This is a genomic window from Microcoleus sp. B3-D7, from assembly GCF_036705305.1.
In the GTDB taxonomy this organism is placed as follows: Bacteria; Cyanobacteriota; Cyanobacteriia; order Cyanobacteriales; family Microcoleaceae; genus Microcoleus.
In genome coordinates this window covers 61,592-79,438 of record NZ_JAUBUE010000002.1, presented here as the reverse complement: position 1 = coordinate 79,438, position 17,847 = coordinate 61,592, and the positions used below count along the sequence as shown (strand labels likewise).

Sequence of the window (17,847 nt, the reverse complement as noted above, 5' to 3'; positions counted from 1 at the left end):
AAACCAGAATTATGGCTGTTGCAACCCAATCACTCGAAGAACTCTGCATCAACTCTATCCGCTTTTTGGCCATCGATGCGGTAGAAAAAGCAAAATCAGGACACCCGGGACTGCCGATGGGCGCTGCCCCTATGGCCTTCGTGCTGTGGGATCGGTTCATGCGGTTCAACCCCAAAAACCCCAAGTGGTTTAATCGCGATCGCTTCGTCCTCTCCGCCGGCCACGGCTGTATGCTACAGTACGCCCTCCTGTATTTGACCGGCTACGATAGCGTCACCATCGACGACATCAAGCAATTTCGCCAGTGGGAATCCAGAACCCCCGGACACCCCGAAAACTTCATGACCGAAGGCGTAGAAGTTACCACCGGCCCCCTGGGACAAGGAATTGCTAATGCCGTCGGTTTGGCAATGGCAGAAGCTCACCTCGCTGCTAAGTTTAACAAGCCCGACCACACAATTGTTGACCACTACACCTATGTAATTTTGGGTGACGGCTGCCAAATGGAAGGTGTTTCTGGCGAAGCTTGTTCTTTGGCCGGACACCTCGGACTCGGCAAATTAATTGCCTTGTACGATGACAATCACATTTCTATTGAAGGCGACACAAGCTTGGCCTTTACTGAAGATGTGGGCAAGCGTTTTGAAGCTTACAATTGGCACGTTATTACAGTAGACAATACCGCTCTAGACGAAGATACTAACCTAGAAGCAGTTCACAAAGCTATTGAAGAAGCCAAAAAAGTCACCGACAAACCGTCCATGATTAAAGTCCGTACCGTCATTGGTTACGGTTCTCCAAACAAACGCAATTCTTACAGCGCTCACGGTGCTGCTTTGGGTAGCGATGAAGTGCAAGCAACTCGCGATTTCTTGAAGTGGGAACACGCACCGTTTGAGATTCCTGAGGATGCTTTGTCACACTTCCGCAAAGCAGTCGATCGCGGTGCTCAAGCTGAGCAAGAATGGCAGAAAGCTTTTGATGCTTATAAAGCAGCATATCCTGCAGAAGCTGCAGAATATGAGCGCAGCGTTGCCGGCAAACTTCCTGAAGGTTGGGATAAAGTTTTGCCGACATACAAGCCGGAAGATAAGGCAGATTCGACTCGGAATCATTCTGGAAAATGTTTGAATGCTTTGGCAGGTGTGCTACCTGAATTGATCGGCGGTTCCGCTGACTTGGCATCTTCTAACATGACTTTGCTCAAGGGTGAAAAAGACTTCCAAAAAGGTCAGTACGAAGGACGTAACCTGCGCTTTGGTGTGCGGGAACACGGCATGGGTGCGATCGCCAACGGTATGCTTTTGCACGGTGGTTTAATTCCTTACTGCGCCACTTTCTTGGTATTTGCTGACTATATGCGGGGAGCAATTCGCCTCTCTGCACTCTCGGAAGCTGGAGTTATTTATGTAATGACTCACGACTCCGTAGCCTTGGGCGAAGACGGCCCCACTCACCAACCCGTGGAAACCATCGCTTCTCTGCGAGTAATTCCCGATTTGTTGGTAATGCGCCCTGCGGATGGTAATGAAACATCCGGCGCTTACAAAGTGGCAGTTGAAAGCCGCACTCGCCCAACTTTAATGGCTTTGTCGCGCCAAAACTTGCCTAACTTGGCTGGAAGCTCGATCGAAGGAACTGCCAAAGGCGCTTACGTTTTGTCTGACGACGGTGGCACTCCCGACATCATTTTAATCGGCACCGGCGGCGAAACATACCTCTGCGTTGATGCCGCTGAAAAATTGCGCGCCGCAGGCAATAAAGTGCGCGTAGTTTCGATGCCTTGCTGGGAATTGTTCGACTTACAAGATGCCGCTTACCGCGAATCTGTACTGCCGAAAGCTGTTACTAAACGGTTGGCAGTTGAAGCAGCTTGTAGCTTCGGCTGGGGACGTTATTTAGGTTCCGAAGGCGACAGCATCAGCATCGACACATTCGGCGCTTCTGCACCGGGCCCCGTTGCTTTAGAAAAGTTTGGCTACACCGTTGATAATGTGGTAGCTAAGGCTCAGGCGCTGTTGGGTTAATAGCAGCAGCATAATTTCTGGTGGGGCGGGCTTTGAGCTCGCCCCATTTTTTATAGAAGAAGGAAGAAGTTCGGCAACGGATTCTGTAACGGATGTAACGGATGTAACAGATGGATGGAAGAAGGCTTTAGTTATCTAGGAGAGAAGGCTTTAGTTATCTAGAAGATAAGGAAGAAGGAAGGAAAAGCTAAAATCTAAAATCTAAAATCAGAATATTGGGTTTCACTTCGTTCTACCCAACCTAGAGCTCGCTACAGCTCGCGAATCATTGAGAATTGCTATATTAAGAGTTACGGAAGAAAAACCAGTTTCTACGACAATATTCGGTTTGGCAACGAGGCATCCAACCAGAAACCGGGTTTTTAGCCCCCGGTGCGTTCAAGACTGTATCTTTCAAAAATTTGAGATAGGTTATAAGTCATTGGGTTAAATTACCAATTACCAATTCCCGCTTACCAATTACCCATTACCCATTACCAATTCTCGATTACCCATTCCATTTATGATGATTTGGAAATTTTTAAATCACCTATTATTCACCGGGAATTACATTCCTCAAGGCTACTGTTACCTTTGGCAGCGAGAGCTAGTCGCGCTCCACATAGTGTCAGACTCTATAATTGCCCTGGCCTACTATTCAATACCGCTATCCCTAATTTATTTTATCGGTCAGCGAAAAGACTTGCCCTTCCGTAACATCTTTTGGCTGCTTGCAGCCTTTATTATCTCTTGCGGCACTACTCATATAATGGAAGTTTGGACGCTTTGGCATCCTGTTTATTGGGTTTCTGGCAGTCTGAAAATTATTACCGCCGCGATTTCTGCTTACACCGCTTTTGCATTAATTCCTTTAGTTCCCCAAGCATTAACTCTCCTCAGTCCAACTCAATTAGGGATGATCGATTTAATACTGCAAAAAGAAATCATGGAGCGCCGAGAAACGGAAGCTCGCTATCAAACTTTAACTGAAGCTTCGCCGGTGGGAATATTTTATGCAGATGCTGAAGGAGACTGCTTGTATGTCAACGAGCGCTGGTGTCAAATTTCGGGAATTACCTGCGATGAAGCTTTGGGCAAAGGGTGGTTGCAAGGCATTCATCCAGACGACCGCGATCGGGTTTTTACTGAATGGTATAGCCCCACGCAGGAGAAATTGCCGTTTAAATCTGAGTACCGCTTCCAAGGCATTAATCACACTCAAATCATTTGGGTATTCGGTCAAGCTGTCGGTCAAATCGGAGAAAATGGGGAGGTGAAAAGTTATGTGTGTACTATTACTGATATTACAGAACGCAAGCAGGTAGAAGAGGAAAATCGACGGCTCAATGAAACTCTGGAGCATCGAGTTGCTGAGCGCACTGCTCAAATTGAAATTTCTAACCAGACATTGCAAAAAGAAATAGCCTACCGCGAAAAAATTGCGCTCACTTTGTTGGAATTGACGCAACTGCAAAATGGAATTCTTAATAGCGCTAACTACACAATTATTTCTACAGATTCCGACGGTACAATTAAAACATTTAATCGGGCGGCCGAGCAACTTTTAGGTTATTCGCTAGAAGAAGTGGTCGGAAAAGTCACGCTAGCAATAATTCACGAGCCTCTGGAGCTCGCTCAAAGAGCTGAAGTTCTTTCTCAAGAATTGGGAGTGAAAATACAGCCGGGAATTCAAGTATTATTTGCCTTGCCGTGCCGGGAAATCGCTGACGAAAATGAATGGACTTACATTCGCAAAGATGGTTCGCGGTTTCCGGTACTGCTTTCGGTGACTGCCTTATTTGATAGTAACGGAAATATTAACGGTTTTTTGGGTATTGGTCAGGATATTAGCGATCGCAAACAAGCTGAAAAAGAGCTGCGCGACCTAACCAGTGCCATGCAAAATGCGGTGGAAGGCATTTCACGGCTGGATATTGAGGGGCGCTACGTGAAGGTTAACCGAGCTTACGCTTATAAATGCGGTTACGAACCGGAACAAATGCTTGGCCTGGAATGGCAGCTCACCGTACATCCGGACGATGTTGAGATGATGCTATCAGCTTATCAGGAAATGCTAATTTCTGGCAAAGTAGAAGTTGAAGCTAGAGGCGTTCGGAAAAATGGCTCGTTTTTTTACAAGCAATTAACGATGGTAAAAGCTTGCGACGCACAAGGGATATTTAACGGTCACCACTGTTTTATGAAAGATATCACTGAGCGAAAACTAACTGAAACTGCTTTGCAAGAAAGCGAATTCAAGTACAGGCAAATAGTTGAATTAGCAGAAGAAGGTATTTGGGTAATTGATAGAAATGGCCTCACTACTTACGTGAACCACGCAATGGCGCGGATGCTCGGCTATAGTGAATTAGAAATGTTCGGGCGGTCGCTTTTTGATTTCATGGACGAACCGGAAAAACCACAAGCTCTTGATAATGTCGATCGGCGCAAGCAAGGTATTGCTGAACAACACGAATTTAAATTCAAAAGTAAGGACGGTAAAGATATTTGGACTCATATGTCTACCAGTCCCGTCATGGACTCTCAGGGTAATCTGCTGTCTTGTTGCGCCTTGGTTTACAACATTACAGGCCGCAAAGAAGCAGAGCAGCAAATGCTGCAACTTACAGAAGATTTGAAGCGTTCCAACGAGGAATTAGAACAATTTGCTTATGTGGCTTCCCACGATTTGCAAGAACCGCTGCGAGCCGTTACCAGTTACACTCAATTGCTGGCCCAGCGCTATCAAGGAAATTTGGACGATCGCGCAGATAAGTATATTCATTATATTGTCGATGGCGCCACCAGAATGCAGCAGTTAATTAACGATTTGTTGGCGTATTCGCGCCTGGGAACGAGGGGTCAGGAGTTTGAGCAGGCGGACTGCAACGCTGTGGTTAAGCAAACTATGTGCAATTTGCAAATTGCGATCGCCGAAACAAAAGCTGTAATCACCTGCAACGCGATGCCAACCGTGATGGCAGATGAATTTCAACTGGTGCAATTATTCCAAAATTTGCTCGCCAACAGCATCAAATTTTGTCGCCAAGATATCCCGTTGATTCATATCGCTGCCTGCAGGCAAGAGAGTGAATGGGTGTTCAGTGTCCGCGATAACGGAATTGGCATCGATCCGCAGTATGCCGATCGCATTTTTATCATTTTTGCGCGCCTGCACTCCCGCCGCCAATATTCCGGTACTGGTATAGGTTTGGCGATGTGCAAGCGCATTGTTGAACGCCACGGCGGTCGGATATGGGTGGAATCTCAGGAGGGAAAAGGAGCGAATTTTTACTTCACTATTCCTATAATTAGTACCTGAAGCCTCAAAGTTCAATTTTGTTTTTATACTTTAAAGGATACGCCGGTTATGAGCGATCGAAGCACTGTTAGACCTATAGAGATTCTGCTGATTGAGGATTCTCCCAGCGATGCCGATTTGGCAATAGAAGTCCTCAGTCAGGGTAAAATATTGAATAACTTGCATTTTGTGGAGGATGGAGTCGAAGCAATCAAGTTTTTGCGCCAAAAAGAACCCTATCTCAGGGTACCTCGTCCCGATTTGATTTTGCTCGATTTGCATCTGCCGAAAAAAAGCGGTATTGAAGTGCTAGAAGAAATTAAAACTGATCCAAAGTTAAAATTAATTCCTGTAGTAATTCTCAGCACTTCAGCAGCGCCCGAAGATATTTTTAAGTCATACTCCCTCCACGCCAACTGTTACATAACAAAACCGGTAGACTTCGTTGAATTTACGAAAGTAGTCAGGTTAATTGAGGAATTCTGGCTGGCCGTCGTCAAACTTCCTCTAAATTAAACGAACAGATGCTTTGCTTATGAGTCCTCTAAAATTTTTTAACCTATGGAAATTCGGCTGGTGGATGATTTGCTCCGCGAGGCTGAATGGGGTTGAGAAAAGCTGGCAACCCGCAAATTTTTAACAATTTGCCTAAGAGTAGAAAATATGGTATCCGCAATAAATTTAGTGAAAAAATAAGGCTTTTCAGTTCGTGTGCCTGTCCCGATTTAATTCTGTGTGACTTGATTTTGTCTCAAAAAAATGGTTGGTAAATATTGATATAAATTAATTCAGCAGTCAAGTTAAAAATGATTCTGGTGGTAATTATGACAACCTCAGCAGCAGATGAAGAGATGCTCAAGTTTTATTACCTGTAAGCCCGGTGCTACATCACTCAACCTATTGATTTTAGTCAAGTCGCTAAGCTGGTGAGATGGATTGAGGATTGGTGGCTGGTGGTGGTGACAGTTCCCAAATAATAATTTTCAAGTTGAAAATGGCAAGGGAAAGCAAAAAAGTTTAACCTAAGATTGGTAGAGTAAAAAGTTTACAGTCAAAAACGTCTAAGCTATGTGGATTAAGATTCTGTTAGTAGAAGACAATCCTGCTGATGCTGATTTACTTGCAGAACTGTTAGAAGTATCTGTGGGCGTCGAGTGGGAACTGGTGTCTGTTGAGTTCCTCCATGAGGCGATCGCACAACTGTGCAAACAACCCTTTGATGTAGTTTTGCTCGACCTTTCTTTGCCCGACAGCCGCGGTTTGGAAACGCTAACTCGCCTGCGAGAAGTTGCTCCTGATGTGCCAATGGTGGTAATGACGGGCTTGGATGATGAGGCGATCGCCCTAGAATCAGTTCGCTTGGGAGCTCAAGACTATATTGTTAAAGGTCAAATTACTACTCAATTATTAGTGCGGACGATCCGCTATGCGATCGAACGCTCTCAAACCTTTCAAATGCTGCGGGAAAGCGAGCGCCGCTTTCGGGCGATTTTTGACTCATCTTTTCAGCTAACCAAGCTGCTGACTCCCGAAGGAATTGTGCTGGAAGTGAACGAGACAGCCCTCGATTTTGCCGGATTGCGATCGGAGGGTATTGTGGGCCGCCCGATTTGGGAAATGGCGATTTGGGCTCAGTCGCCACAGGTTTCCGAACAATTGCAATGCGCGATCGGCAAAGCAAGTCGTGGCGAGTTTTTCCGCAGCGAAATCGACTTGTTAGGCAAAAGTGGCCAGATTATGACAGTTGATTTCTCACTGAAACCTGTTAAAAATGAAACAGGACAAGTTTTGCTGCTGATTGCGGAAGCCCGTGACATTAGCGATCGCAAACGAGCCGAAGCGGAAATTCTCAAAGCCCTCGCACGAGAAAAGGAACTTTCACAACTGCGAGCTAAATTTGTCACAATGGTTTCCCACGAGTTTCGCACACCTTTGACAACCATCCAATTTTCCGCTGGATTGCTGCAAGATTACAGTTCTCAGTGGCCCCAAGATAAAAAATCTACTCATTTTGTGCGGATTCAATTAGCAATTAAACGCATGACAGAGTTATTAGAAGATATCCTCGTAATTGGCAAAATCGAAGCCAATACCTTGCAGTTTCAACCGGTTTCCTTAAACCTTGAAAAATTTTGCCGTCAACTGGTAGAAGAGCAGCAGCTCAACGACAGCAACCAACACCCGATCGCCTTTCAATATGAAGGTGACAACTGCGAGGCTCAAATGGATGAAAAACTGCTGCAGCAAATCTTGGGAAATGTCCTCTCAAATGCCATCAAATATTCCCCCGTCGGCAGTACAGTTTCCTTGCACCTCAACTGTCAAAACAAAGAAGCTGTTTTCCAAGTTCAAGACCAGGGCATCGGCATTCCCCAAGCCGATCGAGAGCGGATATTAGAAACTTTTTACCGAGCTCCAAATGTCGGCACTATTTCGGGAACTGGTCTCGGTTTAGCAATTGTGAAGAGGGCTGTGGAACTTCACGGCGGCCAACTTGCGATCGATAGTCAAGAAGGAAAAGGCACAACTTTCACTATTACCTTGCCTCTAATTTGCCCTCCCAGTCAATAACAACTGAATTATCACCTATACATATCCGCTATTTAACGATTAATTAAGCGCCAAACAAACAAACTTATTAAGTTTAGGAACCCATAATTTTCCAACAAACTACTGACTAAAAGGAGCTATCACCGTGGCTAAGATTTTGGTAATAGAAGACGAAGAAGCGATTAGAGAGAATATTTTAGAGTTGCTAGAAGCCGAGAATTTTGAAGGAATAGGAGCAATTAACGGCAAAATCGGCATCAAATTGGCGATCGAACAAATCCCGGATTTAATTTTGTGCGACATGATGATGCCGGAAGTGGACGGTCACGGCGTTATCAAAGCTTTGCGCTCCGAACCCTTGACTGCCACAATTCCGTTTATTTTCCTCACAGCCAAAGCCGATAAAGTTGACGTTCGCACGGGCATGGAACTGGGAGCTGACGATTACATTACTAAGCCGTGTACGCCGCAAGAACTGCTAAATGCCATTGCTATTAGACTTGAGAAACAAAAAACAATTAGCCGACAATCTCAAAAGACGCTAGACGAATTACGCACTAATATTAGTATGTCGCTGCCCCACGAATTGCGGACTCCTTTGAATGCAATTTTGGGCTTTTCTGAGCTGATTCTGTCAGAATATCAGGTCTTAGAGGAATCAGATATCTTAGAGATGATCGGTCAAATCCAAACTTCTGGTCATCGCTTGTATCGACTGATTCAGAACTTTTTGCTGTATGCAGAACTGGAGATAGCAGCCACAAATCCCGAACTGCTAAAGGAGATGCGAAACAGCGAATTTAGCTGTGTAAAATCTTTGCTGAGTCAAAAAGCGCGGCAGCAAGCAAAACACGCGAATAGAACCGACGATTTACAATTAAACTTGCAAGATTCGTCGGTAGCTATGGATTCTGTCAGACTCGCAAAAATTGTTGAAGAATTATTGGACAATGCCTTCAAATTTTCATTAGAAGGAACGCCGGTTTTATTAAGCACTTCCGTGGAAAATCAGACTTTTATTCTGTGTGTCAAAGACAAAGGCCGCGGCATGACTACCGATCAGATTGCACAGCTAGAAGCTTACAGGCAGTTCGATCGCAAACTTTACCAACAAGCAGGTTTGGGATTAGGCCTGGCTATTGTTCAACGCCTTGTAGAATTGCACGGAGGAGAATTTAAAATAGAAAGTTTACCGCAGCAAGAAACAATAGTTTGCGTTTCTCTGCCTGTCTAAACAATGATTATACCAGTTTCCAAAAAGAATACAACTGTAGGCAAAATCCCAACCATTATGGAATAAGTCATTCCCAATTCTAAAATCTAAAATTTAAAATTGTATTATGGAGGAGCGATCGGGTGCATCTCACTTTTGCAAATACATCAAGTGGAAAGTTGACCATTAAGATAAGCACAGCGAAGAGAAAGGATAGAGGAAACATTCTCGACATTCCACTGTGCCCCCGATAGTTTCACTCTTAGTCCAATTCGTTTAATCGTTGATTCAATGATTCCCGAACCGATTGAGCTTAGGGATTCTTCTTTATAATATTGATAGTTAACTATTCGGCTGCGATGAGTTTCTAAATAATTACAAAATGTTTTAAATAATTTTTTTTCAGATTTTTAAATAAATTGATAACTTCATTAACCTTCCCTGACCATAACAGACTTTCTGCTTGCTTTGAGCGTTTTATTGAACCTCCTGCGTCAGCGAGATTTTCTTTCAGATGATAACAATCTAAAATTTCTTGTCTTTGTTCAGTCCCTCCAATTTCTTGAAAGAGGTTCCAAATTCCGGGATGACCATCTCCTATACAATATATAGGATGCAGAAGTTTTTGGCTATTACTCCAATCAATTAAATCTTGATTGTTTTGAAAAAATGCTCCACAATAAAGATTATCTAAGCAGAGGGCTTTATAATCTTTCTAATAACACGGCTCGTCTTTTTGTTCGTTACGTAGCCTGATTTTGCCTCCATCTAATGTAATTTCTTGGACACCTTGTTTAGATGTAGGCAATTCAAATTCTTGTCGGCTTACTAATCTGTGTAATGTACTATGAGAAACTGGGATTCCTGTGAAAATTTCTAAATCTTTTTCTCCTCTTTCATAAGATTCATTGGCACTCATTAAAAGAGCGCACTTCTCCATTATGGGGCTGAGTTGAGTAGAGGATTTTAATCCAAAATATTCTGCCTGATTATCTGTAATATTCAGCAACCCGACTACGGATTTTATTTTTCGGCTTCTTCCTGTTTTAATTCCTGATACTGTTGAAAAAAAAAGCTACCTAGTTCTGGGCCCACTTCTGCTAATATTTTTTGACGTAAAGATTTTTCGATACTTTCAAAATTTGACAGCTCGGTTGGATCTGTATTTCTGTAAAGAATTTCTGCTACCTCTTTTAAGTGTGCTTTTAGGCGCTGTCGATCTTCGGGTGTCATTTTATTTACCTTATCCTTTTTTACTGTTTTACTAGCTTCTTCATTTTAGCTATTTTTTTATAGATTTGCCAAAGTGAGATGCACCCGAGCGATCGCCCCTTTCAGACACCGCTGCATATAAATTTGAGCTACCTTATCATTAGGGTTGATTTCCAAGCACGCCGAAAACAATCTTTTAGCTTCGCCACACTTGTCACTATAGTAGAGTACCAAAGCTTGCTCAAAGATTGTCTTTGTCTCTAACTTTTTCTGTCGTAACTCTGGCGGATCGGCCGCAAATACTTCATAAAGTGTTACCATTCGCGATTTGCCTTTAACTGTTACGCGATCGATAAACCTCAAATCATAAATATCGTTCAACTGTATAAAAGTATTGTGAGTAATTAACATCGAAACTCCATACTCTTTCGTCAAACTTTCCACGCGGGAGGCTAAGTTTACCGCATCGCTAATCACCGTGCTGTCCATCCGGCTTTGGCCACCCACCGTGCCTAACATCAAAGAACCCGTATTAATTCCAATGCCAATTTGCAGCGGCGGGCAATCGACCTGATTACGACTAATATTATACTCGTTAAGCTGTTCTAGCATGGCAATTCCAGCTTTCACAGCATCGTCCGCACTGCCATCAAACAGCGCCATAATCGCATCGCCAATATATTTATCAATAAAACCAAAATTCCCAGTAATTGCCGGTTCCATCCGCGACAAATAACCATTAATAAATTGAAAATTCTCTTTGGGATTCATTGTTTCAGAAAGAGAAGTGAAATCGCGGATATCTGAAAACAGCACCGACATTTCTTTCTGTATCTGATCGCCTAATTTGACTTCCAGAATACTTTCATATCCCAGAAAGTGGAGAAATTCGTGCGGTACAAACCGCCCGTAAGCATCTGTTAATTTTTCTTCCGCTGCTAAAGCTTTTTCCAACTCGTCTGTGAATTGGCGGCGCTCGGTTTCTACCTCTTGACGCTCTGTGATGTCTTGAAAAGCTGCGAGCGCGTAAACTATGTTTTTTCGTTCGTCGTAGATTGGAGTCGCCCAAACCTCGATCGGCACAATCCGATCCGACCCACGAATTTCTAGATCGTCCATACGCACAAATTCTCCCCGCAACGCTCGAACAATCGGTTGGCTATCCCTCGGGTACAATTGATTAGTTCCAGCGTCGTAAAAATGATAAGCTTCAGGAAATGGGTCAGTATCCCCATCAAAAATTAAACCTTGGGCTAGTATCCTTTCGCCCCAAGAATTCATGTAAAAAGGTTTACCATTACCATCCACAACAAATATTCCCACCGGCATCGCTTCCAGGAATTGAGTCAATCGGCTTTCGTTTTCTGACAGTGCCTCATTTAACTTTTCTTCGGCTGCCAAAGCTTTTTCTAAATCATTAGTAAACCGGATTCGTTCCACTTCCACCTGTCTTTGCAAACTAATATCCTTAGCAAAACCCTGATAGTAAAGCACTTCACCGTTAGCATCATAAACTGTGCGCGCATACTCAGAAATCCAGATAATCGTGCCATCTCGACAGTAAACCTGAGACTCAAAGTCACACAGAGTACCGTGCTGTTTCAGCAGCGCCAGAAACTCTTGACGGCGGTTCGGTTCCACGTACAATTGCTGCTGAATATCATTAATACTTTCTATCAATTCTGACGCGGAATCGTAGCCGTAAATTTCCGCCAGAGCAGGATTCGCACTGATAAAATGTCCGTCCGGCGTCGTCTGAAAAATACCTTCTAGAGCATTTTCAAATATCCCGCGATACTTCTCTTCAGCTTGAATTAGCGCCGCTTCAGCTTCCTTGCGTTCAGTTATGTCACTAAAAGCAATAATCGCAGAGGCAATGTCGCCTGTAGAATCATAAATTGGAGTTGCCCAACTCTCTACAGGAATAATCGTGTCGCCAGTCCGAATTTCTACACCCTCAGTCCGCACATTTTCGCCCCGAAGCGCCCGCATAATTGGCAATTCTTCCACGGGGCATCTTTGATTAGTTCCGGCTTTATAGAATTGATAAATTGCTGCTTTCTGCTCCGAATTAATAGGCGGCACACTGCCTTTGCCAAATACCTCCCGTGCCTTCTGATTTGCGTAAAAAGATTGACCGTTAGCATCAAGCACGCACACCCCTAACGGCATAGCTTCCAGGTATTGCGTCAACCGACTTTCGTTTTCGTGGAGTTGGGCAATCAGGATCGCTTGCTGGCGATTTAATTTTGCCAGCTCCTGATTCATCTCCTGAAGTTCTCTTTGTTTGTCAGCTAATTGTTTATCTTGAAAATATCTGTATATTGCCTCAGTCACAGTTAATTTTAAGTCATCACTTTGCCAAGGCTTAGGTATGTATCGGTACAATTTAGCATAGTTAATAGCATTTGCTACCGCCTCCAAATCAGCCTGCCCCGTCAGCATAATCTTGAGAGTGTTCGGCGAGAGGCCATGAACTTTTCTTAAGAGTTTATCTCCTTTCATATTAGGCATGATATGATCCGAAATAACCACAGGAACTTCATAGTGTTCTGCTAAAAGTTCTGACAGCAGCTCTAAAGCTTCTTCGCCGCTTTGGGCCGTTTCAATTAAATATTTATCTTCAAAGGCTTTTAGCAGGTCTATTTCCAGACTATCGAGTATAGTCTGCTCATCATCGACACAAATAATGACTGGTTTTTTCATAAATTTGCTAGACCCGACTTAATCGCTTGAATTAATTCTTGACTTTGCCAAGGTTTTTGTATAAAAGCATGAAGATTGGCTTGATTTTTGGCTCGTTCGATTGCTTCTTTGTCTGCTTGTCCCGTCAGCATCACTTTCACAATTTTCGGATATTTTTGATGGATTTTAATTAGCAACTCATCTCCTTTTATTCCAGGCATCAACCAATCAGAGACAATCACTAGAATCTTAACCTCTGCTTCATATAGCTCTTCAATAATCTCCAGGGCTTCTGCAGCACTTTCAGCAAATTCGCAAAGATATTTACCGTTAAATGCCTGTTGCAGTTCAATTTCCAGACTTTCCAACACCGCTACTTCATCGTCAACACACAAAATTGCTGGTTTAAACATCGCTAGTTTCCTTCTTTAGTTTGGGAGGGTGAACCCCGATGGGTAAGCACACCGTTTTCCAACTTCTACATTCCGCGCGGGTAGACTGCAAATTTTTACCCCCCGACTTCACTCTGGGGCGCTTTACCTACTCTGTTAAATTAATCGGCAAAGACACTGTAAATGCAGTTTTACCGGGCACCGACTCCACATCAATTTTACCCTGATGTTTTTCAATTATTTTTTTGACAATATCCAATCCCAACCCGCTGCCTTCTCCCGCAGGTTTGGTAGTAAAAAACGGCTCAAAAATTTTCGGAATAATCTCCGGTTGAATCCCCTTACCGCTGTCAGTAATTTTTACCTGGACGGTGGTATCTTGCTGTACCGCGTCAATTGTTAAAGTTCCTTGATTGTCCATCGCTTGTAAGGCATTGTGAATTAAATTTGTCCAAACTTGATTGAGCTCGTCGGGATAACACAGTACCGCCGGCAATTGAGCTTGATAGTTTCTGACGACTTCCACACCCTGCTTGACCTGGTTCTGATAAAGAGTTAATACAGTTTCAATCCCATCGGTAATATTAACCTGTATTTTTTCCCCCTTTACGTCATAACGCGCATAATTTTTCAGGGCAAACACGACTTTTGCGGCCCGTTCAGTAGCGGTAGCGATGGTTCGGGCGCTTCTGTGAATGCTAGCAAAGTCGTAGGCCGTTTTTATAATATTTTCGCTGTCAGGGTCTTTGAGCAACGGCAAAAATTCTTGCACATTTTCCTGCAATCCGATATTGACTAAAATGCTAGCAAGGCTGTCAGCATTGTCAATCCCTTCCGACTCTAGTTGCTGCTTCACGCCTTTTTTCAATCCCCGTTTTTCTCGCGTAGATAAAGAGTAAGTTTGTTTGCTGGAACTGTACATCAAACTCACGAAATCCTGCTGGCGTTCGGTTGATAGTTCTTTAAAAAAAGCTGGCAAACTTTCGAGATTGTTATCCAAAAAGCTGGTAATATTTCCAATAGACGATCTAATCGCCCCCAAGGGCGTATTAATTTCGTGAGCAATGCCCGCAATCAGTTGCCCTAATGCCGCCAGTTTTTCTGATTGCACTAATTGATTCTGAGTAGCTTGCAGTTGGTCTAAAGTAACTGTAAGTTCATTGTTTTTCTGTTGGAGTTTTTTTCGCAACTGGCACATTGCTAAATGGGTTTCTACCCTCACTAGAACCTCTTCCACCTGAAAGGGCTTTGTAATATAATCTACCCCGCCCACAGCAAAGGCTTTGACCTTATCAAGTACGTCATTAATTGCGCTAATAAAAATCACCGGGATGTCGCACGTTCGTTCATCAGCTTTGATTTGTTCGCAAACTTCATACCCATTCATTTCCGGCATCATAATATCCAGCAAAATCAAATCGGGCGGCATACCTTTTGCCGCCGAAAGCGCTAACTCGCCGCTAGGTACGGGGCGGACTTTATAGCCCTTGCCATTCAAAATTCCGGCTAGCAGCCGCAAATTAGCTGGGGTGTCGTCAACTACTAAAATATTACCGCGAGCGGTGCTAGGAATGCCATTATTCATGTGATATTGCTTCAGAGATTAAATTTAAAAGTTTGTCGTACTCAAAATTTTCTATACAATTTGCGATCGCACCAGCCGTTACTGCATCCTTTAATCGAATTTCCTCGATCGAGCTATCAATTAAATCCATATCTGCATTCAGTATCGCTAGCTTTAAATCAGCTAGCAGTGAATCAGGCAATTTTACGAAATCAGCCGCACTCATAGCGCGATCGCCCTCTTTGATTGCCAATAAATTAGCTTCACCCGGATCTTCATAAATATAGCGCACTCCGATAAGTTTGTGCATAGCATCAAAAATATCTGCTTCCCGGAAAGGCTTCCTCATAAAAGCATCGCAACCCGCCGACAAGATAACTGCCCGTTCTTCCTCCAAAACGCTCGCAGTCAGCGCAATAATCGCAGTAGCTTGACCTTTAATAGTGCTTTTAATATATTGCGTCGCTTCGTAGCCGTCCATCACGGGCATTCTCATGTCCATCCAAATTAAATCCGGTTCCCAACTGTCCCAAATCTCAATAGCTTCTTGACCGTTAGTAGCTTCTTTCAGTTCAAAACCCAGAGGAGAGAGGATTTTAATTAACAGTTGGCGGTTGAGCGGTTTATCGTCTACTATCAAAATTCGATAGGTGTGTTGGTTGGGTTCCAGGGCAATAACATTGCGGGTCGGTTTTGGGCTTTCAATATCAGCCGCAGCGACCGCCATAACTTGAATGTCAAACTTAAAATTAGTTCCCTTGCCCACAGCAGAACAGACGCTCATTTGGCCGCCCATTAATTCCACAAATTTGCAACTGATTGGCAATCCCAAGCCTGTACCTTCTTGCGAATCTTTGCCAGTCTTGGTTTGCACGAAAGGTTCAAAAAGATCGTCTAATTCATTGGTAGCAATACCCGAACCAGTATCCTCGACTTCAAAATGAAGGAAGAAGGAAGAGGTAGAAGCTGCCTCGTCATTTTGGGCAACAAAAATCGGATTTTCCGACTGACTAACTTGAGATATCTTAAGACCCTTACTTGGGGTAATTTCTGTATTTTTTGATGTTTCAGAATTATCAACTTTTCCCCCTGTGTCCTGCTGATTTATGCCTACTAATAACTGCTTGCTAACTCTGACCGCTACACCGCCCTCATGGGTAAACTTAAGAGAGTTATTGAGCAGATTAATTAAGATTTGCCGCAACTTTAACTCGTCAGCTTCTATGTATTGTGGCACGTCGGGACTGCGGTCAAAAACCAACTGCAAGTGCTTGTCATCTGCTTTGAGTTGAAACATATCTTCCAAGTCATTGAGCAGGCGATAGAGGTCTATTTTATGGGGATTGAGGGTGGTGCGCCCCGATTCAATTTTAGATAAATCCAGCACGTTATTAATCAGGGTGAGCAAGTGTTCTCCGCTGCTGCTAATTATGCTAATGTTTTCTTGATGTTCTGGGGATAGAGTTTGACTGCGAGTCATCAGTTGGGAAAAGCCGAGAATTGCATTGAGAGGCGATCGCAATTCGTGGCTCATATTAGCAAGAAAGGTACTTTTAGCTTGGTTCGCTACTTCCGCTTTGTCTTTAGCTACAGCCAATTCGGCTGTCCGCTCTTGCACTCGCTGTTCTAAAGTTTCAAAAGATTGTTGCAGTTGTTGAGCCATGCTATTAAATGACTTGGCTAATTCCCCCAATTCGTCTGAGCGTTCGCTTTCTACTGTTTTATCCCATTCACCTTTAGCAATATTTTTTGCTGCTGTATTTAAGCTCAAAATAGGATTTGTCACCCACTGAGAAGTCAGAATGCCAATCACCACAGCTACTCCTAAAGCTGCGAAACAAAGCAAAACCGCTGTGCGGGTATTGGCATCGATTTCTTTGGTGAAATCTGCTTCGGGAACAACTACCACAATTACCCAGTCTAAACCTTTGCCGTCTTGGAATGGCAAGACTTTTAAAAATTGTCGCTTGTCATCTATTTCAAAGCTCAATAACTCGGATTTTTTAATTTGGTCTAATTTTTTAAATTTTGCATTCAAATGTTTAGCGGTCGCTTGAGTAAAAGGGTTGCTGCTTTCTTCTACTTTAAACAATTGTCTGTCATTACCTTTAGTGCGAAACGGTTTTTCTGTTGTGGAAGTTGCTAACAAAGTACCTTGGCGATCTATAATAAATGTTTGACCGGATTTGCCAACTTTGAGATTGTTGAGAAATCTCCCAAGATGGTCGAGACGCAAGGCAGTAAATAAGACTCCTTCTAGCTGATTTTTGTCGCTGTATACGGGTTGGATAGCGCTGATCAGTAATGTCGGTTCTAGTAACGAAACAAAAACCGAACTCCAAGTAGCTTTGCGGACTTTTACGGCTTTTTGGTACGCAGGATGTTGCCGATTATCATAGTTTTTGACAAGGGTGGTAACTGTAGTGCGATCGCCGAGAGCGTTCGTATTGTAAGAATTAAAATTTAACCCAGTAGATTTTTCTATCACATTCATCGTTCGGGAGCCGTTAGACAGTTGTTCACCGGATCTATAATCTCCCCTATTGTTGCCAACCGAGGTAAAATTGATATAGGGATATAATTGTACTTGCCGCCAAAGATATTTCTCCCAAGCTGATAAGTTTTCCATATTTAACAACCCGAGTTTGACAGCATCCAGCTTGGTTTGATTGATTTGATGGGGAGTTGTCAGGTAAACTTGCAGGTTTTGCTCGACACGCAAAGTGACCTCGCTCATTAACTGACTGGCAAGGTTATTAACTGCTTTTTGTCCGTTTCTAAAAGACAGATATCCTACGAGTCCCACGGCTCCCACGATTTGCAGTACAAATGGAACTATGAGAACAGTTCGCAGCGGTAATTTGTCTAAAATTTTAGAAACCATAAGATTGAGAGGTTTGGTGAACTTAGTCTAGAACCGTATT

At 43.4% G+C, this 17,847-nt stretch carries 9 protein-coding genes and 1 pseudogene; 5 read left to right on the top strand and 5 right to left on the bottom strand.

Annotation, left to right across the window (positions count from 1 at the left end; translation table 11 throughout):
• Positions 1-11: 11 nt before the first annotated feature.
• The 5 genes from tkt (at position 12) to QUB25_RS01925 (ending at position 9,091) form a co-directional block, all read left to right on the top strand.
• Positions 12-2,027 (top strand): transketolase, encoded by a 2,016-nt coding sequence (gene tkt, locus QUB25_RS01945; protein WP_333181850.1) that lies wholly within the window; start codon positions 12-14, stop codon positions 2,025-2,027.
• 502 nt (positions 2,028-2,529) lie between these two features.
• A complete protein-coding gene (locus QUB25_RS01940) occupies positions 2,530-5,328 on the top strand; it encodes a PAS domain-containing sensor histidine kinase (RefSeq protein ID WP_445251923.1) in 2,799 nt (932 codons plus the stop codon).
• A 48-nt stretch (positions 5,329-5,376) separates the two neighbouring features.
• A complete protein-coding gene (locus QUB25_RS01935) occupies positions 5,377-5,823 on the top strand; it encodes a response regulator (RefSeq protein ID WP_333034689.1) in 447 nt (148 codons plus the stop codon).
• Positions 5,824-6,375: 552 nt separating this feature from the next.
• Positions 6,376-7,878, top strand: coding sequence for an ATP-binding protein (locus QUB25_RS01930; RefSeq protein ID WP_333181848.1), 1,503 nt, complete (start codon positions 6,376-6,378; stop codon positions 7,876-7,878).
• A gap of 124 nt (positions 7,879-8,002) precedes the next feature.
• Positions 8,003-9,091, top strand: a complete 1,089-nt coding sequence (locus tag QUB25_RS01925; protein ID WP_333181847.1) for a response regulator — start codon at positions 8,003-8,005, stop codon at positions 9,089-9,091.
• A 146-nt stretch (positions 9,092-9,237) separates the two neighbouring features.
• Here QUB25_RS01925 and QUB25_RS01920 read toward each other — a convergent pair.
• The 5 genes and pseudogenes from QUB25_RS01920 to QUB25_RS01900 all read right to left on the bottom strand — a co-directional run bounded on the left by QUB25_RS01920 (position 9,238) and on the right by QUB25_RS01900 (position 17,807).
• A pseudogene (locus QUB25_RS01920) lies at positions 9,238-10,303 on the bottom strand (ISKra4 family transposase).
• Positions 10,304-10,360: 57 nt separating this feature from the next.
• On the bottom strand, positions 10,361-12,988 hold the full coding sequence (locus tag QUB25_RS01915; protein ID WP_333181846.1) for a PAS domain S-box protein: 2,628 nt from the start codon (positions 12,986-12,988) through the stop codon (positions 10,361-10,363).
• Positions 12,985-13,380 carry a response regulator gene (locus QUB25_RS01910; protein ID WP_333181845.1) on the bottom strand — a complete coding sequence of 132 codons (396 nt, stop codon included), beginning with the start codon at positions 13,378-13,380 and terminating at the stop codon, positions 12,985-12,987. The genes QUB25_RS01915 and QUB25_RS01910 overlap by 4 nt, the downstream gene beginning before the upstream one ends.
• Before the next feature lie 127 nt (positions 13,381-13,507).
• On the bottom strand, positions 13,508-14,944 hold the full coding sequence (locus QUB25_RS01905; protein WP_333181844.1) for a response regulator: 1,437 nt from the start codon (positions 14,942-14,944) through the stop codon (positions 13,508-13,510).
• Positions 14,937-17,807 carry a response regulator gene (locus QUB25_RS01900; protein ID WP_333181843.1) on the bottom strand — a complete coding sequence of 957 codons (2,871 nt, stop codon included), beginning with the start codon at positions 17,805-17,807 and terminating at the stop codon, positions 14,937-14,939. Before QUB25_RS01900 ends, QUB25_RS01905 begins: the two co-directional genes overlap by 8 nt.
• Positions 17,808-17,847: the final 40 nt, after the last annotated feature.